This window comes from Roseibium aggregatum (assembly GCF_014692675.1).
In the GTDB taxonomy this organism is placed as follows: domain Bacteria; phylum Pseudomonadota; class Alphaproteobacteria; order Rhizobiales; family Stappiaceae; genus Roseibium; species Roseibium aggregatum_C.
This window is the reverse complement of sequence record NZ_JABFCZ010000001.1, coordinates 143,430-164,810: the sequence shown is the minus strand read 5'-3', so window position 1 is coordinate 164,810 and position 21,381 is coordinate 143,430. Positions and strand designations below refer to the sequence as shown.

Annotated in this window: 20 protein-coding genes and 1 tRNA gene; 11 read left to right on the top strand and 10 right to left on the bottom strand. The window is 61.4% G+C overall.

Features of this window, described 5'->3' with window-relative positions; genetic code table 11:
* The first annotated feature begins 139 nt into the window (after positions 1-139).
* Positions 140-1,045: an EamA family transporter gene (locus HK439_RS00525; protein ID WP_190289407.1), complete on the top strand. Its 906-nt coding sequence runs from the start codon at positions 140-142 to the stop codon at positions 1,043-1,045.
* A gap of 36 nt (positions 1,046-1,081) precedes the next feature.
* Here HK439_RS00525 and HK439_RS00520 read toward each other — a convergent pair whose 3' ends face one another.
* From HK439_RS00520 to rpmH, 9 genes are all read right to left on the bottom strand, one after another.
* Positions 1,082-1,462 carry a hypothetical protein gene (locus HK439_RS00520; protein ID WP_209011472.1) on the bottom strand — a complete coding sequence of 127 codons (381 nt, stop codon included), beginning with the start codon at positions 1,460-1,462 and terminating at the stop codon, positions 1,082-1,084.
* Between the two features lie 120 nt (positions 1,463-1,582).
* Complete coding sequence (locus HK439_RS00515) at positions 1,583-2,470, bottom strand: LysR substrate-binding domain-containing protein (RefSeq protein ID WP_190289406.1); 888 nt, start codon at positions 2,468-2,470, stop codon at positions 1,583-1,585.
* 93 nt (positions 2,471-2,563) lie between these two features.
* Positions 2,564-3,310, bottom strand: coding sequence for a pyrimidine 5'-nucleotidase (locus HK439_RS00510; protein WP_190289405.1), 747 nt, complete (start codon positions 3,308-3,310; stop codon positions 2,564-2,566).
* Positions 3,307-4,194: an acetylglutamate kinase gene (gene argB / locus HK439_RS00505; protein WP_190289404.1), complete on the bottom strand. Its 888-nt coding sequence runs from the start codon at positions 4,192-4,194 to the stop codon at positions 3,307-3,309. Before argB ends, HK439_RS00510 begins: the two co-directional genes overlap by 4 nt.
* Positions 4,195-4,282: 88 nt before the next feature.
* Positions 4,283-4,930: a ribosome biogenesis GTP-binding protein YihA/YsxC gene (gene yihA / locus HK439_RS00500; RefSeq protein WP_190289403.1), complete on the bottom strand. Its 648-nt coding sequence runs from the start codon at positions 4,928-4,930 to the stop codon at positions 4,283-4,285.
* Between the two features lie 51 nt (positions 4,931-4,981).
* A complete protein-coding gene (locus HK439_RS00495) occupies positions 4,982-5,635 on the bottom strand; it encodes a CatB-related O-acetyltransferase (RefSeq protein WP_190289402.1) in 654 nt (217 codons plus the stop codon).
* A 70-nt stretch (positions 5,636-5,705) separates the two neighbouring features.
* Positions 5,706-7,538, bottom strand: coding sequence for a membrane protein insertase YidC (yidC, locus tag HK439_RS00490; RefSeq protein WP_190289401.1), 1,833 nt, complete (start codon positions 7,536-7,538; stop codon positions 5,706-5,708).
* A 5-nt stretch (positions 7,539-7,543) separates the two neighbouring features.
* Positions 7,544-7,987: a ribonuclease P protein component gene (rnpA, locus tag HK439_RS00485; RefSeq protein ID WP_209011471.1), complete on the bottom strand. Its 444-nt coding sequence runs from the start codon at positions 7,985-7,987 to the stop codon at positions 7,544-7,546.
* A gap of 29 nt (positions 7,988-8,016) precedes the next feature.
* A complete protein-coding gene (rpmH, locus tag HK439_RS00480; protein ID WP_067220180.1) occupies positions 8,017-8,151 on the bottom strand; it encodes a 50S ribosomal protein L34 in 135 nt (44 codons plus the stop codon).
* A 377-nt stretch (positions 8,152-8,528) separates the two neighbouring features.
* Here rpmH and HK439_RS00475 point away from each other — a divergent pair, with 377 nt between their 5' ends.
* The 4 genes from HK439_RS00475 (at position 8,529) to HK439_RS00460 (ending at position 12,645) form a co-directional block, all read left to right on the top strand.
* Positions 8,529-9,335 (top strand): TVP38/TMEM64 family protein, encoded by an 807-nt coding sequence (locus HK439_RS00475; protein ID WP_190289400.1) that lies wholly within the window; start codon positions 8,529-8,531, stop codon positions 9,333-9,335.
* A 59-nt stretch (positions 9,336-9,394) separates the two neighbouring features.
* Positions 9,395-10,825, top strand: a complete 1,431-nt coding sequence (locus HK439_RS00470; protein WP_190289399.1) for a dihydrolipoyl dehydrogenase family protein — start codon at positions 9,395-9,397, stop codon at positions 10,823-10,825.
* Positions 10,826-10,870: 45 nt separating this feature from the next.
* On the top strand, positions 10,871-12,337 hold the full coding sequence (locus HK439_RS00465; RefSeq protein WP_190289398.1) for a sensor histidine kinase: 1,467 nt from the start codon (positions 10,871-10,873) through the stop codon (positions 12,335-12,337).
* 231 nt (positions 12,338-12,568) lie between these two features.
* Positions 12,569-12,645 (top strand) — tRNA-Arg (locus HK439_RS00460).
* A gap of 544 nt (positions 12,646-13,189) precedes the next feature.
* Here HK439_RS00460 and HK439_RS00455 read toward each other — a convergent pair.
* Positions 13,190-14,371: a 4-hydroxybenzoate 3-monooxygenase gene (locus HK439_RS00455; RefSeq protein ID WP_190289397.1), complete on the bottom strand. Its 1,182-nt coding sequence runs from the start codon at positions 14,369-14,371 to the stop codon at positions 13,190-13,192.
* A gap of 750 nt (positions 14,372-15,121) precedes the next feature.
* On the opposite strand from HK439_RS00455, the gene HK439_RS00450 reads away from it, so the two are divergent.
* From HK439_RS00450 to HK439_RS00425, 6 genes are all read left to right on the top strand, one after another.
* Positions 15,122-16,240 (top strand): HD domain-containing phosphohydrolase, encoded by a 1,119-nt coding sequence (locus HK439_RS00450; RefSeq protein ID WP_190289396.1) that lies wholly within the window; start codon positions 15,122-15,124, stop codon positions 16,238-16,240.
* Positions 16,237-17,961, top strand: a complete 1,725-nt coding sequence (locus HK439_RS00445) for a hypothetical protein (RefSeq protein ID WP_190289395.1) — start codon at positions 16,237-16,239, stop codon at positions 17,959-17,961. The genes HK439_RS00450 and HK439_RS00445 overlap by 4 nt, the downstream gene beginning before the upstream one ends.
* A gap of 178 nt (positions 17,962-18,139) precedes the next feature.
* Positions 18,140-18,397, top strand: a complete 258-nt coding sequence (locus HK439_RS00440) for an STAS domain-containing protein (RefSeq protein ID WP_190289394.1) — start codon at positions 18,140-18,142, stop codon at positions 18,395-18,397.
* A complete protein-coding gene (locus HK439_RS00435) occupies positions 18,394-18,762 on the top strand; it encodes a response regulator (protein WP_190289393.1) in 369 nt (122 codons plus the stop codon). Before HK439_RS00440 ends, HK439_RS00435 begins: the two co-directional genes overlap by 4 nt.
* Positions 18,759-20,867 (top strand): chemotaxis protein CheA, encoded by a 2,109-nt coding sequence (locus HK439_RS00430; RefSeq protein ID WP_190289392.1) that lies wholly within the window; start codon positions 18,759-18,761, stop codon positions 20,865-20,867. Before HK439_RS00435 ends, HK439_RS00430 begins: the two co-directional genes overlap by 4 nt.
* Positions 20,864-21,376, top strand: a complete 513-nt coding sequence (locus HK439_RS00425) for a chemotaxis protein CheW (RefSeq protein ID WP_190289391.1) — start codon at positions 20,864-20,866, stop codon at positions 21,374-21,376. The genes HK439_RS00430 and HK439_RS00425 overlap by 4 nt, the downstream gene beginning before the upstream one ends.
* The last annotated feature ends 5 nt before the right edge of the window (positions 21,377-21,381 follow it).

Genomic DNA, 21,381 nt, shown 5'->3' with positions numbered 1-21,381 from the left:
CTGTTACGGGAAAACACGTATAACGATAACAATCGGGAACCGTTGAGCACAAGTCAATTGCGCCTTCGCGCCGGCGCACTAAACCTTGCACCTGTCTTCAAGGCGGGAAACCGCACAGGAAAAGGTACAAGGCCGCGGAATGGAACTCTGGATCCCGATCACCATCTTTGCCGCCTTCTGCCAGAACCTGCGCTCGGCCCTGCAAAAGCACCTTAAAGGGGCGCTTGGAACCACTGGCGCCACCTTCATCCGGTTCGGATACGGCTTTCCCTTTGCGCTCATCTATGTGACCGGCCTGCACGTCGTCGGCGGATATGAACTGCCGCACATAAACGGGCAGTTCATCCTGGCGGCGGCCTTCGGCGGCCTGGCGCAGATCGTGGCGACCTTTCTGCTGGTCCATCTGTTCTCCTACCGCAACTTTACCGTCGGAACCGCCTATTCCAAGACGGAGCCGGTTCAGGCAGCCCTGTTCGGGCTGATCCTGCTGGGCGAAAGCGTCACGCCGGCTGCGGCCGTCGCGATTGCAGTCGGCGTTCTCGGGGTGGTAATGATCTCTCTTGCCAAGACGCCGTCGAACCTGCGCGAACTCGGGGCCGCTCTGATCGGCAAGCCGGCGCTGATCGGTCTGGCATCGGCCGCCTTTTTCGGCGCCTCCGCAGCCTCCTACCGGGTCGCATCCCTGGCCCTCGGCGGTCCGGGGTTCCTGATGCAGGCCGCCTTTTCGCTTGCCTGCGTGACCCTGTTCCAGACCGTGGTCATGGCGCTCTGGATGGCCTGGCGGGAGCCCACGCAACTTGTCGCCAGCCTGCGGCACTGGAGGATATCGGTCTGGGTCGGCCTGGCGGGAGTGGCAGGCTCGGCCGGCTGGTTCACCGCCATGACCCTGCAGCAGGTTGCCTATGTCCGCGCGCTCGCGCAGATCGAGCTGGTGTTCACGCTCGCGGTGTCCTGGTTCGTTTTCCGCGAGAAGATCAACCGCGCCGAACTGGCCGGTTGCCTTCTGATCGTCGGCGCGATCCTGCTGCTTCTGCTTGGGCGCTGAAGCCCCCGGCAGGTCAGCCCGTTATCCGGGCTGCCGTCAGGGATTGAGGACGATGATCTTCGTCTGTCCGCCGTTGCAGGTGTAGCAGCAGCTCCGGCAGCGGTTTCGGTTGTTGTAGCCGACGCCCCAATAGGAGCGCTGCCGGTTGCGCACCCAGGCGCCGTAGCAGATCTTTTCCCCGGACCGGCAGGAAATCCGGATGGTCTTGGTGCTGTAATCGTTCAGCACGTAGACCTTGTTGTTGCCCGGCCAGACGTGTCCGCGTCTGGATTCGGAATAAAGCTCGACATCCACGACTTTCGGATGCTCGCTCCGGAACTGCCATTCCAGGGTTTCGGCATGCGTGACCGTGACCGGCGCTGTAAAGAACAAGGCAGCAATAAACAGGAAGAGCCAACGGCTCAGGAAATATTTCATGGTTCGCCCCCGCGATTGATCGGAAGCGGTCAAATGTTTCGAAGATTATCGGATGAACGCTTCCACTGCCGAAGACTATGAAATCAAAAACGTAAATGCGCAACAAGGAACCGGGCAGGATTATTCCGGCCCCGGCCGTCCATCCAGCGCAGCACTTTGCAGCCAGTCCCGGAAAGCGGCGACCGGGCGGGACAAGGGCCGCACCGGCGACCGCACGAACCAGTAGCCGGTTTCCAGCTCGATCACCGGCCAGTCGGGCATGACCAGATGGCCGGCTTCCAGCTCCGACATCACGAACCGCTTGTCGATGACGATCGCGCCCATGCCGGCGATCGCCGCCTGGATGGCAAGGTCCCGGCTTTCAAGCAGCGTGCCGGAGGTCATGTCCGGATGGGTAAGGCCCGCCTTTGACATCCACAGCGGCCAGTCGCCACGCCTTGCGGCGCTGTGCAGCAGGCGGAGCCTGGCGAAGGTTTCCTGGCTGAGCACTCCGCCTTCCGGCAGAAGTCGCGGCGCCATGGCGACCGCCAGATGTTCCTGCCACAGGAGCGCGCTTTCCACGCCCTGCCAGTTGCCCTTGCCGAGCCGGATCGCGCAGTCGTAGTTCTCCCGGTCCAGGTCGACCATGCGCGTCGATGCGGACAACAGGATCTCCACATCCGGCTGGATCGACTGGAAGTCGGGCAGCCGCGGAATAAGCCAGCGGGTGGCGAATGTGGAGACGGTGCTGATCCTGAGTTCGGTGCGGCTCCGGCGTTTGAAGCTGTCGACGGCGTCCTCGATCCGCTCGAAGGAGTCTCCCAGTCCGAGCGCAAGCCGCTGGCCTTCCTCGGTCAGGGTCAGCCCGCGACCGTCCCTCAGTACAAGAGTTGCCCCCAGTTCCGCTTCCAGCTTGCGCATCAGATGCGACAGGGCGGACGGCGATACGCCCAGGATCTCGGCCGCAAGCGAGGCCCGGCCATGGCGGGCCAGGAGGGAAAAGGCATGAAGGGCGCGCAGGGAGACCATGGTGCGGATTTGTTCGTTTGAGTTTTTCTCAAACTAGATTCGCGCGTTTCCGGAAGCCAGAAGTTTTTTTATCTAAACAGGTGGGCCTTGTGATCACATCGCCGACAGCTGGCCGTTCACCGCATTCAGGAAACCGGCGAGATCGTCGGTGACGAAATCCACATGGGCGGCGTTGTCGCCCTCCAGCTCCCAGTCGTCGCGGAAAATGTCCCGCGTTCCCTTCGGCACGATCAGCGCGGTGCGCATGCCGAGATGATGCGGCACTTCCAGGTTCCGCTGCAGGTCCTCGAACATGGCCGCCCGGACCGGCGACACGCCGGTCCGCTCCAGGAAGCGGTCGTAGGTTTGCCGGTTCGGCTTCGGCATCAGGTCCGCCGCGACGATATCGAAGATGTCCTCGAAATGATGGGAGATGCCGAGCGCCGCAGCCGTTCGCTCCGCGTGCGGCCGGTCGCCGTTGGTGAAGATGTACTTGCGGCCGGGCAGCGCTTCGATGGCCTTGCCGAGCGCGGGATCCGGCTTGACGTTGGAATAATCGATGTCGTGGACGTAGCGCAGGTAGTCGTCCGTATCGATCTTGTGCTCGATCATCAGCCCGCGCAGGGTCGTGCCGTATTTCTGGTAATACGCCCGGCGCTGGGCAATGGCGTCTTCCTCGCCGACATTCAGCGTCCGGGCGATATAATCCGCGATCTGCCGGTTGATCTGGCTGAAGAGATCGACCTCGGCCGGATAGAGCGTGTTGTCGAGGTCGAAGATCCAGGCCTCGACGCCCCGGAACACCCTCAGGTCCTGGCTGTGCGCATGCGGGCCTTCGGCGGGAAGGGGGATGTCGCTCACGGCCGGATCAGGGTCCCGGCGCCACGGTCGGTGAAGAGTTCCAGAAGAACCGCATGGGGCACCTTGCCGTCCAGGATGACGACGCCTTCCACGCCCTGGTCGAGCGCCTCGATGCAGGTTTCCACCTTCGGGATCATGCCGCCGGAAATGGTGCCGTCCGCGATCAGTTCGCGGGCCTTGGCAACGGTGAGCTGCTTGATCAGGTTGCCTTCCTTGTCGAGAACGCCGGGGACATCGGTCAGGAACAGGAGCCGCTTGGCGTTGAGCGACCCGGCGATAGCGCCTGCAAAAGTGTCGGCGTTGACGTTGTAGGTCTGGCCGTCCGTGCCCGGTGCGACCGGCGCCACGACTGGGATCAGGTCTTCCTTGAGAACGAGCTTCAGGACGGTCGGGTTGACGTCCGCCGGCTCGCCGACGAAACCGAGATCGACCACCTTCTCGATGTTGGAATCCGGATCGACCATGGTGCGGCGGACCTTTTCCGCGGTGACCATGTTGCCGTCCTTGCCGCACAGGCCGACGGCGCGGCCGCCTTCGGCATTGATCGCCTGGACGATCTCCTTGTTGATCGATCCGGCCAGAACCATTTCGACGATCTCGACCGTTGCCTTGTCGGTGACGCGGAGGCCGCCCTTGAATTCGCTGACGATCCCGAGCCGGGTGAGCATCTTGCCGATCTGAGGGCCGCCGCCATGGACCACCACCGGGTGAACGCCGGACTGGCGCAGCAGCGTGATATCGCGGGCAAATGCCTGGGCGAGATCCGCGTCACCCATGGCATGACCGCCGTATTTCACGACAACGGTGCGGTCGTCGTAGCGCTGCATGTAGGGCAGGGCCTGGGCAATGACATGGGCGCGGCTGGAATGCTCCGGAGTGGTCATGATGGTACTTCTACTCGCTCTTGGCTCGTTCATGCGGAAATCAGGCTATACCCTTTTAGGCTGGCCCGCTCAATCGCCGAACGTCGGATCAGTAGGAGGTGAGCCTATGGATTTCGGCCCGCAATTCGTCGAGGCCGATGCCTTTTTCCGATGACGTGGCAAGGATTTCGGGGAAGGCTGCGGGCCGTCTCGACAGGGTTTTGGAGGTTTCCTCCATCAGCCGCGCGAGCTGTCCCGGCTTGATCTTGTCCGACTTGGTCAGCACCACCTGGTAGATCACGGCGGCCTTGTCGAGCAGGTCCATGGCTTCCAGGTCGTTGTTCTTGATGCCGTGGCGGCTGTCGATCAGCAGAAACACCCGTCTGAGGGTCGGCCGTCCGCGCAGATAGGCAAACACCAGCTCGGTCCAGGCGGCCACCAGTTCCTTCGGCGCCTGGGCGTAGCCGTATCCGGGCATGTCGACGATGGTCAGCTCCGTCTCGGGGGCGACGAAGAAGTTCAGCATCTGGGTCCGTCCCGGCGTGCTCGATGTCCGCGCCAGTCCCTTGCGCCCGGTCAGCGCATTGATCAGGCTGGACTTGCCCACATTGGAGCGCCCGGCAAAGGCGATTTCCGTGCGCGTGGCGTCCGGCAGGTTGGACATGTCGGTGACGCTGGTCAGGAAGGTCCAGGGCCTGGCAAAAAGCAGGCGGCCGGCTTCCAGTTCGTCTTCGGAGAATTTTTCTTCGTCGCTCATGGCTGGGCTTTTATCCCGCATCTGGGTCCGCGTCGAGTGTGGTGAAGGGCGTTATCTCTCGTCGCGCCAGGCCGATGCGAGTTCGTCGAGGTCCGCGCCGCGAATGGCGTTCAGGTGCCGGACGATCCTGGTAATCGGCCAATCCCACCAGCCGATCTCCAGAAGCGCATCGATCGTGGCCCGGTCGAAACGATGGCGGATGACGCGGGCCGGGTTGCCGGCGACGATCGCATAATCGGGAACGTCCGACGCAACCACAGCCTTGGAGCCGACAATGGCGCCGTGTCCGATCGTGACACCCGGCATGATCGTCGCGCCGGTTCCGATCCAGACGTCGTTGCCCACAACGGTGTCGCCGCGCAGGCCCTGTGCGATCGTGTCGAAATCGAAGCCTTTCTCCCATCCGTTTTCGAAAATGTGGAACGGGTAGGTGGAAAAGCCGGTCATGGCGTGATTGGCGCCGTTCATGATGAACTCGACCCCGGTCGCCAGGGCACAGAACTTGCCGATGACAAGCCGGTCGCCGAGAAATTCGAAATGGTAGCGGACACATTTTTCCTGAAACCGTTCGGGTTCATGCGTGTCGTTGTAGTAGCTGTAGTCTCCGGCACTGATGTTGGAACCGGAAATCACGTTCTTGATGAATACGGTGTGGGTGGCGGCGCCCGGAAACGGATAACGGGCATCGGGGTCGGGACCGTGCATGGACACCTCCTGAAAGAAAGGGCCCCGCGTGCGGCGGGGCCCTTGATGCGTGGTCTTTTCGGTCTGGCGGTCAGCCCTTGCTCTGGGTCGCCGCCTTTTTCCGTTTGAACGTGCGTCTCAGGTTGTCCCAAAGCTCGATCTTCACGCCCTGGCGGCGCATGATCACATACTGCTGGGTCACCGACAGGGTGTTGTTCCAGGCCCAGTAGATCACGAGGCCGGCCGGGAACGACGCCAGCATGAACATGAAGATCAGCGGCATCCAGGTGAAGATCATCTGCTGAGTCGGATCGGGCGGCGCCGGGTTCATCTTCATCTGGACGAACATGGTGATGCCCATGATCAGCGGCCACACACCCAGCATCAGCATCTGCGGCGGATCCCAGGGAATGAGCCCGAACAGGTTGAAGACCGTGGTGGGATCCGGGGCGGAAAGATCCTGGATCCAGCCGAAGAACGGCGCATGGCGCATTTCGATGGTGACGAACAGCACCTTGTAGAGCGAGAAGAACACCGGGATCTGGATCACCACCGGCAGACAGCCCGCCAGCGGATTGATCTTCTCCTTCTTGTAGAGCTCCATCAGCGCCTGTTGCTGCTTCTGCCGGTCGTCGCCGTATTTCTCCTTGATCTCCGCCATCTGCGGCTGCACGAGCTTCATCTTGCTCATGGAGACGTAGGACTTGTTGGCGAGCGGGAAGAAGATCAGCTTCACCAGAACGGTGACCGCAAGGATGGCGAGGCCGAAGTTGCCGACCAGGTGGTACAGGTGGTCGATCACCCAGAACATCGGCTTGGTCAGGAAGAAGAACCAGCCCCAGTCGATCATCAGGTTGAACTGCTTGATCGACAGGCCGTCCTGATAGGAGTCGAGCAGCGACTTCTGCTTCGCACCGGCGAAGAAGTAGGAGCTCGTGTCCGCGCTGCCGCCGGCAGGAATGGTCACACCGGTGCCGAGGAAATCCGCCTGGAAGTTGTCGGACGCCTGCGTGTACTTGAAGCTCGGCTGGAAGGTCGAACCCGGCATCGGGATCAGCGCCGTCGCCCAGTACTTGTCGGTCACGCCGAGCCAGCCCTGGTCGACCTCGGGAGGCTTGACCTGGTGGTCTTCCTCCAGCGTCGAGTATTTGACTTCCTTGACGCCGTTGTCGCCGAAGACGCCGATCATGCCTTCATGCAGGATGTAGAAGCTCTTCTTGTCCGGTTTGCCGTGGCGGACGACAAGGCCGTAAGGGTAAAGCTTGACCTCCGAGCCGGTGTTGTTTTCGACCGACTGATCGACGGTGAACATGTAGTTCTCGTCGATCGAAAACGTCCGCTTGAAGATAAGGCCGGCGCCATTGTCCCAGGTCAGCGTGACCGGCGTCGACGGTGTCAGCCTGGCGCCTTCGGGCTTCGACCAAACCGTATCGGCTCCCGGTACGACGATGTTGGTTCCCGAACCGGGGGCCCAGCCATAGTCCGCGTAGTAGGCCCTGGGGCTGCCTTTCGGCGACAGCAGGACGACCAGCGGGCTGCTCTTGTCGACGGTCTCGTGGTAGTCCTTCAGGCGCAGGTCGTCGAGGCGGCCGCCGGTGAGGTTGATCGAACCGGAAACGCGGGGCGTGTCGATGTCGACCCGCTCGCTCTTGGCCAACGCTTCCTCGCGCGTCATCGCTGCCGTCTGGCCGGCAGCGCCGGAGGTCGGTGCGTTCGCCTGGCCAGGATCCGTGCCGGCCGGTGCGGGCGTCTTGGCATCCTGGGCCGTGCCGCTTCCGCCTGCCTGAGCGGTCTTGTCCTGCTGGGCCTGGATTTCCGCCTGCTGACGCTCCAGTTGGGGCTTTGCAATGAAATACTGCCATCCCAGCAGAACCACCAGGGACAGGACGATTGCAAGAATCGTATTGCGATTTTCGGAGAACAACTGGATTACCCCTGTTTTCTGCTCGGAACGGTGTCTGTCTGTGCTGCGCCCTTCGCCCGATGCGGTTTCCGGCCGCGATGCGGCGAACCGGGCTTCAGTGCCTGCGGTAGTCCCGATTTAAGGTCCGAGACCAGGTTTTGAAAGGGAAGCGTGAGGGCGGCCTCGCGTCCGATCAGCACAAAATCGGCGAATTCGGGAATTTCCTCCCGGCGAAGGGCTGCGACGGCAGCGCGCAGACGGCGCTTGATTCGATTCCGCACGACGGAGTTGCCGGTCTTTTTCGTGACCGTGTAGCCGATACGGGGTTCGCCGTCGCGTTGGCGCTTGAGGCCCTGCAACACAAAAGCGCGCCGATTCACCCGTCCGCCTTTGGCAACGGCAAGGAATTCGGAGCGCTTTTTAAGTGTTTCCATGAGCGGCGGCGTGGGCTGTGTTGCTGGAACAGACATCACCGGCAGCGCCGCATGCGTTGGCCCGATCAGGCGCTGAGACGCTTGCGACCCTTGGCCCGGCGGCGGGCGAGGACCTGACGGCCGTTTTTCGTCGCCATGCGCGAACGGAAGCCGTGACGGCGCTTGCGGACAAGACGGCTCGGTTGATACGTACGCTTCATTGTTCCTAATCCGCGCAACTGGGCGCGGCCCTTGTTCTTAAAATTCTTTTGGTGGAAGCATTCGAAGCGCCGCCAGAGCGCACCTATTCATAGGCTTGGGTTCGAATGCGTGTCCCGGTCGAGCGCGCTTATAAGGGGGACGAGCCTGCAAGTCAACGATACCCGGCTGCATTTCTCACATGCCTTCGGTCCGCTCCGCCGGGTAATCACATCGAAGTGAGGCCGCGCACCTGGCGGGTCACTTATCGGTGAGACCGGCTTCTTCTTAACCGGGATCATGTACACCTGATTATCAACCGATCCGGTCTGTGCCTGATACAATAGAAAAACAGGTAGGCCGGAACGGTAAGAACAAGGGCGTGGGCAGTGGGAGTGCTATGAAGGAAAACGGCCAGGACAGGCCGGCCGGTGCGCCGGCGGATTCGTCCGCTGAAAATACTTCGACAAATGAATTCAGGCGCTGGATTCCGATCGTCCTGCTGGTGGCGGTCATGGCCATCGGCTATGCCGAAGGCTGGTACAAGTATCTGTCGCTGGCCAACCTGATCCGGGAACGGCAGGACCTGACGGAATTTGTCGACGCCTATCTGCTGCTGGCGCTTGCCGCTTACGTGGCCATCTATGCGGTCTCCGTGGCGCTGTCGTTTCCCGGCGCATCCTTTCTGACCATTGCCGGGGGCTTCCTGTTCGGTTGGCTCACTGCCGGCCTTGCGACCATCTTTGCCGCGACCCTCGGCGCCACAATCGTTTTCCTGGCCGCGCGCAGTTCTCTTGGAACCACTCTGAAGGCCCGCGCCGGTCCCTTCCTGTCCCGTCTGTCGAGCGGTTTCAGGGAAAACGCCATGAGCTATCTGCTGTTCTTGCGGCTGACGCCCGTCTTTCCCTTCTGGCTCGTCAACATCGCGCCGGCGATCTTCCACGTTCCCGTCGGCACCTATGTGTTTTCCACCCTGGTGGGCATCATCCCGGGAACCTTCGCCTTCGCCTTTATCGGCTCGGGCCTGGACAGCGTGATCGCGGCCCAGGAAGCGGCCAATCCCGGCTGCGCCGCCGCCGGCAGTTGCGAGGTGGACGTCGGGGCGTTCGTGACCCCCGAACTTCTTGCCGCCCTTTTCGTGCTCGGATTTGCCAGCCTTATTCCGGTCGTCCTCAAACGGCTGCGGAAAAAAAGCACGACCGGGTAAGCTGTCGGCCGATGATTCTTGTTTGCCCGTGATTCTTTTTTGCAGGGCCGGAGCCTGAAATGACCTCAGTTTTAAAACCGGACATATGCGTCATCGGAGCCGGGTCGGCCGGCCTGTCCGTGGCCGCCGCGGCAGCGGCCTTCGGGGTCGATGTGGTCCTGGTCGAACAGGCGAAAATGGGCGGCGACTGCCTGAACAGCGGCTGCGTCCCGTCCAAGGCCCTGCTCGCTTCGGCAAAGGCGGCCGCCGCCGAAGCGGCAGGAAAGAAGGTCGGCGTCGACCTCGGCCCCGTGGGTGTCGATTTCGCCCGGGCAAATGATCATGTGCATGCGGTCATCGCCGCGATCGCCCCCCATGATTCGGAGGAACGCTTCGAGGGGCTGGGCGTCACCGTCCTCAAGGAGCATGCCCGTTTTACCGCGCCCGACCGTGTCCTTGCCGGAGAGACGGAAATCCGCGCACGGCGGTTCGTTGTCGCCACAGGGTCGCGTGCGGCCGTGCCGCCGATCTCCGGTCTCGACACGGTGCCCTATCTGACCAACGAAACCCTGTTCGACCTGCGCCAGGCGCCTGAGCACCTGATCGTTATCGGCGGCGGTCCGATCGGCATGGAAATGGCCCAGGCGCATCGCCGCCTCGGCAGCAGGGTCACCGTCCTCGAGGCGCAGAAGGCGCTCGGCAAGGACGATCCGGAGCTGGCGGCCGTCGTGATCGACGCCTTGCGCGCCGAAGGGGTCACGATCCTGGAAGACACAAAGGTCGCCGGCGTTGAAAAGACGGGGTCAGGGGTGAGCGTCACCACCGAGACGGCCGACGGCGGCCGGAATTCGGTGGAAGGATCGCATCTTCTCGTGGCCACCGGCCGGACGCCCACGGTCGACGGTCTGGACCTGGAAAAGGCGGGTGTCGCCTATGACCGAAGGGGCATTAAGGTCGACCGGGGCCTGAGGACCGGCAATCGCCGGATCTACGCGATCGGCGACGTCACCGGCGGTCTGCAATTCACCCATGTGGCGGGTTATCATGCGGGCCTGGTGATCCGCTCCATCCTGTTCCGTCTGCCTGCGAAGGAAAACCGGGATCTCATTCCCTGGGTCACCTACACCTCGCCCGAACTTGGCCATGTCGGCCTCACCGAGGCCGAAGCCCGGAGCCGTTACGGCGACAGGATCAAGGTTCTCCAGGCCGATTATGCCGGCAACGACCGGGCGCAGGCGGAAGGCAAGACCACTGGCCGTCTCAAGCTGATTGCCGGGCCGGGCGGGCGGCTCATTGGCGCGGACATCGTCGGCACCCAGGCCGGCGAGATCGTCAACCTCCTGTCCCTTGCCATTTCGCAAAAGTTGACGATGAAGGCGCTCGCCGGATTTGTGGCGCCTTACCCCACACTCGGGGAACTGGTGCGCCGGGCCGCAATTTCCTATTATAGCGAAGCGCCGAAAAATCCCTGGGTGCGCCGGGTCGTGCAATTCCTGAGATTTTTCGGTTAGATAGTAGGCGCGACCGTCCAGCCAGACCGATTGGAAGTTAGCCAGATGAAGCATGAAGGCGTGCCGCAAGGCAAAGCCGAACCGCCTGAAGTACGCGCTAGGAGAGTGCTGTCCTTCTGGGGCAAGGGGTATCGTCTGGGCGGCCTGTCGGGCAAGCTGCTGCTGCTGACGATCGTCTTCGTCATGCTGGCGGAAGTCTGCATCTATGTGCCTTCGGTCGCCAACTTCCGCAACAACTGGCTGCAGGACCGGCTGACCACGGCGGGTGTGGCCGCCTCCGTGCTTGCCGAGACAAACACGATCGCGCCGCGTCTGCAGCAGGAACTCTTGCGCACCACCGGCGCCGTCGCCATTTCGCTCGACCAGGGCAGCCGGCGCAGCCTGATCGCCATGGGCGACACGATCCCGGTGGTCGAGTTCGTCGTCGACATGGGCGAGATGTCGCCGCTGCGGGCGATCCTGGAGAGCTTCCACACGCTCGCCTATTCCGGCGACGGCCTGATGCGCGTGGTCGGCAAGGGCCAGATGGGCTACGTCAAGCGCGTCGACATTGTCCTGCCGGTGAAGCTCCTCCAGGCGGACATGCTCGCCTTCTCCTGGCGCATCCTCGGATTGTCGCTGGTGATTTCGATGATCACCGCCGCGCTCGTCTATGTCAGCCTGCGCGCCCTGTTCGTGCGCCCGCTCCAGCGGCTGACGGAATCCATGGATAATTTCGCCGAAACGCCGGAAGACACCTCAAGGGTTATCAAGATCTCCGGGCGTCAGGACGAGATCGGCGATGCCGAGGTCCGTCTCGCGGCCATGGAAGAGGCGCTTTCGCGCACCTTGAACCAGAAACAGAGGCTGGCCGACCTCGGCCTCGCGGTGTCGAAGATCAACCACGACCTGCGCAACCTTCTGGCCTCCGCCCAGCTCTTCCTGGAGCGCCTGGAGCATGTGCCCGACCCGACGGTCAACCGGCTCGCCCCGAAGATCCTGGCCACCCTCGACCGTGCGGTCGGCTATACCCAGGCGGTCATGGCCTACGGCAAGGCCCAGGAGGAAGCGCCCAAACGCCGGCTCATCGAGCTGCGCCGCGTCGGCGAGGACATCGCCGATGTCCTGGGTCTGTCCGAACACTCGGCCGTCACCTTTGAAAACCGGGTGCCGGAAGGCCTGGAGGTCGATGCGGATCCGGAGCAGATCTTCCGGGTGCTTTTGAACCTGTGCCGCAATTCCCTGCAGGCGCTGGAGGCGGAAAAGGACACGACCCTTGTCCGGCGCATCATCCTTGACGCCAGGCGGGAGGGATCGTCGGTTCATATCACCGTCGCCGACACCGGCCCGGGCATTCCGGAAAACATCCGGAAGGCCCTGTTCAAGGCCTTCCACAGCGGCTCCAAACAGGGCGGCGTCGGTCTCGGTCTCGCCATTGCCGCCGAACTCCTGAAGGCCCATGGCGGCCGGATCGAACTGGACGCAACCCGGCCCGGCGCGTGCTTCAATATCGATCTTCCCGACCGCAGCTGAACGCACGATGTCAACAGGCCGGAACCGGGCGTTTTACCGGTTTCTCGGGCTTGCCGTGCGGCAGATTCAAAAAAAATGAAATTGCCCTTGCATTCCAAAACGGACGGCATTAGGAGTAGCGCCCTGTCCGGGAACGCGACCCACGCGGCCCGCACATGACCCAGCCAGGTCAGGCACGACAGACTGCGCGGCTTATCCGCAAGACCGTCCCCGCCCGACCGTTGGCCTTAAGCACCGGTAGCTCAGCTGGATAGAGCACCAGACTACGAATCTGGGGGTCGGGGGTTCGAATCCTCCCCGGTGCGCCATTCCCCAAAAAAAATCAAATGCTTAGACGGACAGTCGAGCGGATCAACGACACCGCAGAATTGTCCGGCGACGAAGAACTCTGCTCCAAGCACGCCTTGAGAGGGCGTGTTCCAAAAACCGTTTTGCGAATATCGGTCGAGGAAGTGATGTCGTACTGCGGAAAAGCGGCAATGAGAGCAGGACTCATGGAGCGTTCAAGCTGGCCCCGGGAACGGACCGTCGCAAACCTGTCTCAAATCGTCTGGGATCATTCAGGAATGAACATAGAGATCTTGAGCGAGACCGAATTCGAACGCCGGTACCGCGCGCAGCTTTAGCGGCGTTCGTATGCGAAAAGTCCTGCATTATGTTCGTTATTCGACGCGGATCGGGCTTTCGCTGCCGGATGAATGAAAACCGGCTCCGCGGATGAAGATGTCTTTGAGCCCGTCCGGCTCGGAGCTGACATTTGCTGCGCAAAGCGCCAGCGGCGGTTATGGACCGAAAGCCGCGGCTTCAGCCAATAAGAATTGGTCTTTCCCCCATGCCCTGTTGAGGCCGCGATCACTCCTCGAATGGCAAGCCGAGATATTCGTGGGCGAGCGCTTGCTGGGCGGGCTCGGACCCCAGCAATAGATCGTAGTCACTTTCACGTATTTTTTGGTCAAACGGGACTTCATCAGGGAAAACGTGCAACAATTTCGTCAGCCGCCAACTTATGTTCTCCGAGGCCCAAATCCGGCGTAGCGCCATTTCTGAGTAGGTCTCAAGATAGTGATCTGATCCTTCGAGATAGTGAGAGCGCAGGGCCCGACTGAGATAAAAAACATCCGAGAATGCAAGGTTCAGCCCTTTGGCGCCTGTGGGCGGTACGATATGGCCTGCGTCACCTGCCAGAAACAACTTCCCCCATCTGAGCGGCTCGGACACGAAGGAACGGAGCGGAGCCATCGATTTCTCGATAGAGGGTCCCGTCTGGACCTGGCTTGCCAGGTTTTCCGGGAGCCGGCGCAACAAGGTCGCCCAAAAGCGATCGTCCGGCCAATCTTCAATTCGGTCTGAAAGTGGAGTCTGGACATAGTAGCGGCTGAGCATCGGATTGCGTTGGGCAGCCATCGCCATTCCATCCGAATGGTAGGCATAGGTGAAGTTCTCCAACGGCGGGCGCTCGACCATGATGCCTAACCACGCAAACGGATAAACCCGCTCGTATTCGCGTCGAACATCTAAAGGGATAGCTTGACGGGAGGGACCATGAAACCCGTCGCAACCGCAAATAAAGTCGCATTTCAATTGGTGCCGAACACCGTCCTTCACGTATGTTACGGACGGGTCGTCCGTAATATCATGAAGTGCAACATCGGCTGCTTCATGGATCATTTGTGCTCCGGAAGCGGTCAACGCAGCATGCAGGTCTTCCTGAATGTAGGTCTGCCCCCAGGCCCACATCTGCTTTCCCGTCCATTTCTTCAAATCGATGAAGAAGTCCGGACGATTTTCCCACACGATCAGGGCACCATTTTTGGCTTTCCCGTCGCGCAGCATTCTTTCGGCAAGCCCATGCTCTTTCAGGAGTTGAGCCGTTCCATATTCCAACACGCCGGCACGAATGCGTGACGCCACATGTTCCATGCTATGTCGTTCCACCACGGCGTTGTCGATGCCATAGCGGCCAAGAATGTGACTGAGCATGAGACCGGCAGGTCCGCCACCAACAATTACGACCTTTGTCTTGGACGTTTTCATGCGCAGCCTTCGAAATGCCCCTGTAATGCGTGAGTGCCGACCCATTGCAGCTCACGAGAACACATTGGTCTTTTTGATACTAGAAAATTTGCACGGGCCTGCCCGTCTCATCGTCGCAATTCCCAAAATCGTGATCCGTGTCGCTGATCAATGAGATCCGATCGTCGATATGTCTGCTGCAGGCCGCATGATTTGCAGGAACCTGGTTGATTTCGGATTTTTGTTTGAACCGGGTGAATCTGCAGGTGGCAACGATGGCATATCGGTCACGAAATCCGTTTTTATGCCTGCGCGGTGCTTGAAAAACTACTTAAGCGAATTTCCGGATCGGTTAGCGGCAGGGGTCGAAACCAAGCTTTCGCCGAGAGTGACTCTCCGTCAAATATTTAAAATTTTATCTATAGAAATATTTTTGAATGAATAGGGCGTGGAATATGTATCAATGGTTGAGGTGTATGACTCTGTATTTACATATTATAAATAAATATTTCAGTTAAAATTCTATATTATTAAAATTTGTTTCTAATAACGCTGCCAAATTAGACTCAGAGCTTAAATAAGGTTCGTATTTCTCTATTAATGTATTTGGAGGTACAACCGGGCGTTAGGAAAATCTCAACACTATCGTCATCCAATATATTCGCCTTGAGGTGAAAATCTACAGGCTTGTTTGAGTAGGGCGCATCGACACGCAGGGGGCAGCGGATGCGGGCGCAGAGCGAAATATCCCAGGATGCATGGCCGCATTTGATGCGCGTTCTGATCGTCGATGACAGTATTTCTGCATTGGCGTCGATGAAGAATGCAATCGCCGAAGGGCTCGACGTTGACATCGAGACCTGTGCGGACCCTGTAGTCGCCTGCGGGAAATGCGCTGATCAGGCCTATGATCTGGTCCTGGTCGACTACACCATGCCGAAACTCAATGGCATCGAACTCATCACCAGGCTGCGCCGGCAGGAGGGCTACCAGACGGTTCCGATTGTCATGGTGACGTCGGAATCGGATCGCAGCACGCGCCTTGACGCGATCCGCATGGGCGCCACCGACTTTCTCAACAAGCCGTTCGATCCGCTGGAGTTGCAGGCGCGCGCCCGCAACCTGCTCCGGCTCAGGCAGGTGCAGCTGGAGCTGGCCAGGCACAATGACGTTCTCGAAGATGCGGTTGCGCGCGCAACCGAGGAAATCGCCGCTCGTGAGGAAGAAATCATCTGGCGGCTCGCCCGGGCGATCGAAACCCGCGATGGCGGCACCGGGGCGCATGTCTCGCGCGTCGCGCTGATCGCCTGTCTCCTGGCCGATGGTCTCGGGCTGAATCCCAAACATTGCCGGATGATCTACCTGGCAACGCCGCTGCACGATCTCGGCAAGATCGGCATTCCCGACGAACTCCTGGGCAAACCCGGAAAGCTGACCGACGAGGAAATGGCGCGGATGCGCGAACATGTCACCGTCGGCGTGCAGATGCTGGAAAACGGCTCGTCCGAACTGGTCCGGATCGCCGCCATGATTGCAGGTGGCCATCACGAACGCTGGGACGGAAAGGGTTATCCGAACGGCCTTGCCGGCGAAGACATTCCCATCGAGGCGCGGATCGTGGCCGTGGCGGACGTGTTCGACGCCCTGTGCTCGGACCGGCCGTACAAACGTGCCTGGCCTCTCACCAAGGCCTATGACGAGATCGTGGCCAACGCCGGCACCCAGTTCGACCCGTCATGCGTCGCCGTCTTCCGGCAGAGGTGGCTGGAGATCGTCGACGTGATGCGCCATGCGGACATGTCTCCCGTTTTGCCGGGCCTGGAAGGCATCGTCATTCCGGCCGCCGGCCGGGCGCCGGATTTGCAGCCCAAAAGCGGGAGAGCGCATTGAACTTCGTCGCCTCCCACAACAATCAGCTTGCCCTTGCCGCCGACCGGCTCGAGGTGGCGCGGTCCGGGATCGAGGAGCGTTTCCTGAAGGGCGGCGAGGCGCTGATGTCCGTCAACGACATCCTGACCCGCCTGATCGAGGCGATCAGCCAGATCGCGGGCGCGCTCGATGCAGGTGCAGCCGACGGCATGTCGACCGACCTCAAGGCGATGGTGCAGCAGTTGCAGGGGCTTGCCGATGCCGAGCAGGCGCGACAGGACAACCTTGCCGTCATCCTCTCCGAGAGCTCCGCCGCCTATCCCGTCGTCGGAATGATGAACAAGGCGCTCAACTACCTGAGCACCTGTGCGACGGCCACCCGGATAACAGGCGCCGGGCTCGGTGAGCTCACCGGGTTTGCCGACGACATCAGTTCCTATGTTGACTCGGCATCGCAGCAGATCGTGAATTTCTCCAAAAAGGTCGAGCGCCTGAACGGGCAGCTGACGCAGGCCTGTGCCGACGGCCAGCAGATCACCTCGTCCTATGTCGACGTGGTTCCCCATGTTTCCGGAACCCTCACGGCGGCGACCGATTCCATCGGGTCCCGCCGGGCCGAGCTTGCGCAGGTCGCAACGCAGGTCGGAACGCTCGCGGAAGGCATACGCTCCAAGGTCGCGAGAGTCCTGTCGGCCCTGCAGATCGGCGACGTGACGCGCCAGCGGATCGAGCATGTCCAGGCCGGCATCGAAATCATGGAGGAACTCGCCGCGCCGTCCTTCGGCGACGGTGCTTCGGACCACTTCGAGGTCACGGCCCAACGTCTGCTGCTGGCCCAGGTCCAGGCGCTTGCTGCCGACTTCGATCAGCAGACCCGCGATATCGTCGCGATCATTCACGGCTTTGCCGAGGACGGGGACGCGATCCTTGCCCTGCGCGAGCGCGCCGCCGGTGCGGGAGAAAATGCGGACGGCAACATTATGGGCGAGGCCGAAAAGGCGATCGGAACGGCCCGCTCGCTGGTGAAGGATATGGAAGCGACCGGCCGGAAGGCGCGCGAGGCGCGCACCGCGACGCTCGAGATTGTGTCCGATCTTCTCGGCAATGCCGGCAGCATCGGCAATCTGCGCGATGTGAGGGACGATATTCGCTGCCTGTCCATCAACGCGTATCTGCGTTGCCACCGTCTGGGATCCCAGGGCCGGTCGGTTGGCGTGATTGCAACGGAGATCGGCCTGTTCGCCGAGAAACTCGGGACCTTCGCAGACGACATTCTCCGACAGCTCAGCGGGATGGAGCAATCCGCCAGCCGGCTTGAGGATACCGATACGGACGAGCGCGGCGCCCTGAGCAACGGGCTCGATGAGGCGATCGTCTTTCTGCGCCGGGCAAACGAGAAGATGGAGCACCATCTCGCCGAACTCTCGCGCCACGGCGAGGCGGCTGCCGGGACAATCAGCCGGATTGCCGGAGAACTCGACTTCAACAGCGACCTGGGCACCTTGCTGCAGGAAACCGCGACATTTCTCAAGCCGCAGTCCGGTTCGGCAAGCGCGTGCGAGGCGGAGGCTGATCCGCGCCTTGCCGAATTCTCCGAACGTCTCTTCGCCCTCTACACAATGGCCTCGGAACGCGACGTGCACCAGTCGGTCATCCCGGTGGATGCGGCTTCAAATCCGGAGCAGGCCGGCCACGGGTCGGAGCAAAGCGATGAGGATCTCTTCGAAGATGCTCTTTTCTGATCGAAAAAGAAAATGGAGTAATATTTGAAATAATAATCTAGATATAATTCTTATATCATTAATAGATATAGGCAATTGTACATATTAAGAATGAAAAGTTGGGTAAATGGGTAGTTAAAATAAAGAAGTTGCAGAAGCAAAACTTCCGGATGCACTGTGCGTTCGTGAAATTGCGGCCGTGCACAGCCTGCTTCTCGATGCCCTCGCCCAGCAGGCGGAGGTGGTTCTCGATATTCCCGACGGCGCGATGATCGATCTCAGCTTTTTGCAGCTCGTCCAGTCGGCAAGGCTCCAGGCAGACCTGTCCGACAATACCATCCGCCTTTCAAAAGGAGCCGGCGATGAACTGCGGTCCGTTCTGGACCGCGCCGGCTTCCTGACAAACATGCGTCCCGAGGACGCGAAATTCTGGCTTCATGAGGAGTTTCAGCAGTGAGCGCGAACATTCTGACCGTCGACGATTCCAGCTCCGTGCGCATGACGACCCGCATGGCCCTTACCGGCGCCGGCTATTCCGTGACCGAGGCCGTCGACGGCAAGGACGGTCTGGAGAAGGCCAAGAGCGGCCGTTTCGACATGATCGTCACCGACCTCAACATGCCGAACATGAACGGCATCCAGATGATCGAGGAACTGCGGCGCACGCCGTCCCAGCTCGGTGTGCCGATCCTGTTCCTGACCACGGAATCGGATTCGGACATGAAGAGCCGGGCGAAAGCCGCCGGCGCCACCGGCTGGCTGACCAAGCCGTTTGAGCCGGATCAGCTCGTCAAGCTCGTCAAGAGGGTTCTCGGCAAATGACCATGCCCGATCCGGTCGAGGTGTTTCGAACCGAAGCTGCTGAACTGCTCGAGCAGATCGAGCAGGGGCTGCTCGATCTGGAGCATCAACTCGACGATGCCTCGCTGATCGATGCGGTCTTCCGTGGCCTTCACACGCTCAAGGGATCGGGAGCCATGTTCGGCTTCGACGCCCTGGCTTCCTTCACCCACCACTGCGAGACGGCCTTCGACCGCGTGCGCAAGGGCATGGCGCCCGCGACGCCGGAACTGGTCCACGCGGTGCTTGCCGCCCGTGACCACATGCGTTCCCTGGTCGAACAGCCGGACCAGGAGGATGACGAAACGGGTCAAAGGCTGCTGACACAGCTGCAGCAGGCCGTCGCCGATGGCGGCGGAGCGCCCGAAGAAACCGCTGAAAGTGCGCCGGAAGCAAATTCCGGGGCGCCTGCGGAAGCTGAAACCGTATCCGCCGCGCCTGCCGCCGAGCCCGTCACCTGGCGTATCCGCATGACCTTGCCGGAAAACGCCATGGCCAACGGCACCAACCCGCTCGCCCTGCTCGACGAGCTGCGCGATCTGGGAGACTGCGAGATTTCGGTCGACACCGGCAACGTGCCGCCGCTCTATCGCATCGAGCCGAGTGAACTGCATCTTTCCTGGAACGTGCGGCTGACGACCGACAAACCGCGTGACGACATCGAGGATGTGTTCATCTTCGTGATGGACGACATGGAACTGTCGATCGAACAGGAAGAACCCGGCGGCGCGCCAGCGCAAGCGACGCCGGCAGAGCCGCAGTCCGCTGATCCGGAACCGATCGCCGCGGCGGAACCCGCCGCCGTCGCCGAGCCAGCGCCTCAGGCCTCTGCGCAGTCACCCGCTCAGGCCCCTGCCGAGGCATCCGCCCCGGCTGTAAACGCACCGGTGCAGGAGACCCGCCAGAAGCGGGCGGCCGAGAACGTGCGCGTTCCGGCCGAACGCCTGGACGAACTGATGGACCGGGTCGGCGAACTGGTGATTGCCAAGTCCCGCCTGTCGCAGATCGCAGGCAACAGCATCGATGTTCAGCTGCGCTCCGTCAGTGAGGACGTCGAAAGGCTCGCCAGCGAATTGCGCGACACCATGATGGTGCTGCGCATGGTGCCGGTCGCCACCCTGTTCGGACGGTTCCGCCGGCTCATTCACGATCTGGGACGGGAAACCAGCAAGCAGATCGAGCTCGTCACCGAAGGCGAGGCGACCGAAGTCGACAAGACCGTCATCGAACGCCTCGCCGACCCGCTGGTGCATCTCGTTCGCAATTCGGTCGATCATGGACTGGAACTCCCGGGCGATCGCGCCGCGGCCGGAAAGGGCGAGGCGGGACGCGTCACCCTGTCGGCGCGCCAGTCCGGCGGCGAGGTCATCATCTCGATCAAGGATGACGGCCGCGGGATCGATCGCGACCGGGTGCGCGCCAAGGCGGAGGCCTCCGGTCTCGTCAGCCCCGGGCAGCAGCTCACCGACCAGGAGGTCATGCAGCTGATCTTCGCTCCGGGCTTCTCGACGGCGAACGCGATCACGAACCTCTCCGGCCGGGGCGTCGGCATGGACGTGGTGAAGAAGACCGTGGAAGCCCTGCGCGGTACGATCGACATCGAGAGCACCCTGGGCAAGGGCTCGGAAATCTCTCTTCGAATTCCGCTTACGCTTGCAATCATCGACGGCCTGCTCGTGCGCGTCGGCTCCGGGCGCTACGTCATCCCGCTTTCGGCGGTGGAAGAGTGTCTGGAATTGTCGAGCGAGGACGATGTCCGCTCCGAAGGGCGCAGTTTCATCTCCTTGCGCAACAGCCTCGTTCCGTTCCTCCGCCTGCGCGAACTCCTCAGCACGGGAACCGAGCCCGATCCCTACCAGAAGATCGTGGTGGTCTCGACCGGTGTGGAACGCGTCGGCCTGGTCGTCGACCAGATCATCGGCGACCACCAGACGGTGATCAAGTCGATGAGCAAGCTTCACAACGATGTGGCGACCTTTTCCGGCGCCACCATCCTCGGCGATGGCAGCGTCGCCCTCATTTTGGACGTCGGTCACCTCGTGGCCGCCGGCCAGCAGCAGGAGGCGCAATTGCGCAAGGCAGGATGAGCGCACTCGCAACCGAACAGGCCGTCGGCCACTGGAAACATGCCGACGAAATCGAAGTGCTGACCTTCGACATGGGCAGGGAAACCTTCGCTCTCGAAGCCGTTATCGTGCAGGAGATCCTTGACCTTCTGCCCGAAACACCGGTTCCGGGCGCAAGGCCTTTCGTGGCCAGCGTCATCAATTTCCGCGGCAAGGTCATCCCGCTTGCAGACCTGCGTCTGGCATTCGGCATGCCCGCGGCCGAGGCCACGATCGACAGCCGTATCGTCGTTATCGAGTTGCTGCTGGACGGAGAGCCGACCCTGGTCGGCCTGCGTGCCGACAAGGTGAACGAGACGACGACGCTGACGAAGGAGGCGAGCGAGCCGCCGCCCAGCCTCGGTATGCGCTGGCGGCCGGACTACATCGACTGCGTCGTCAAGCGCGGCTCGGATTTCATCATCATCCCGAATTTGAAGGCCCTGTTTTCCGGAGCGGATTCTCGCGCTCCGGCGGCAGAGGCGAACTGAATTTT

Excerpts from the sequence above, each read along its gene's own strand:
- rnpA (WP_209011471.1), bottom strand. The coding sequence starts at position 7,987 with ATGTCTGTTCCAGCAACACAGCCCACGCCGCCGCTCATGGAAACACTT.
- rpmH (WP_067220180.1), bottom strand. The coding sequence starts at position 8,151 with ATGAAGCGTACGTATCAACCGAGCCGTCTTGTCCGCAAGCGCCGTCAC.
- HK439_RS00455 (WP_190289397.1), bottom strand. The coding sequence starts at position 14,371 with ATGAAAACGTCCAAGACAAAGGTCGTAATTGTTGGTGGCGGACCTGCC.
- HK439_RS00430 (WP_190289392.1), top strand. The coding sequence starts at position 18,759 with ATGACCATGCCCGATCCGGTCGAGGTGTTTCGAACCGAAGCTGCTGAA.
- HK439_RS00525 (WP_190289407.1), top strand. The coding sequence starts at position 140 with ATGGAACTCTGGATCCCGATCACCATCTTTGCCGCCTTCTGCCAGAAC.
- HK439_RS00520 (WP_209011472.1), bottom strand. The coding sequence starts at position 1,462 with ATGAAATATTTCCTGAGCCGTTGGCTCTTCCTGTTTATTGCTGCCTTG.
- HK439_RS00495 (WP_190289402.1), bottom strand. The coding sequence starts at position 5,635 with ATGCACGGTCCCGACCCCGATGCCCGTTATCCGTTTCCGGGCGCCGCC.
- HK439_RS00470 (WP_190289399.1), top strand. The coding sequence starts at position 9,395 with ATGACCTCAGTTTTAAAACCGGACATATGCGTCATCGGAGCCGGGTCG.
- HK439_RS00475 (WP_190289400.1), top strand. The coding sequence starts at position 8,529 with ATGAAGGAAAACGGCCAGGACAGGCCGGCCGGTGCGCCGGCGGATTCG.
- argB (WP_190289404.1), bottom strand. The coding sequence starts at position 4,194 with ATGACCACTCCGGAGCATTCCAGCCGCGCCCATGTCATTGCCCAGGCC.
- HK439_RS00450 (WP_190289396.1), top strand. The coding sequence starts at position 15,122 with ATGCGCGTTCTGATCGTCGATGACAGTATTTCTGCATTGGCGTCGATG.
- yihA (WP_190289403.1), bottom strand. The coding sequence starts at position 4,930 with ATGAGCGACGAAGAAAAATTCTCCGAAGACGAACTGGAAGCCGGCCGC.
- HK439_RS00465 (WP_190289398.1), top strand. The coding sequence starts at position 10,871 with ATGAAGCATGAAGGCGTGCCGCAAGGCAAAGCCGAACCGCCTGAAGTA.
- HK439_RS00425 (WP_190289391.1), top strand. The coding sequence starts at position 20,864 with ATGAGCGCACTCGCAACCGAACAGGCCGTCGGCCACTGGAAACATGCC.
- HK439_RS00515 (WP_190289406.1), bottom strand. The coding sequence starts at position 2,470 with ATGGTCTCCCTGCGCGCCCTTCATGCCTTTTCCCTCCTGGCCCGCCAT.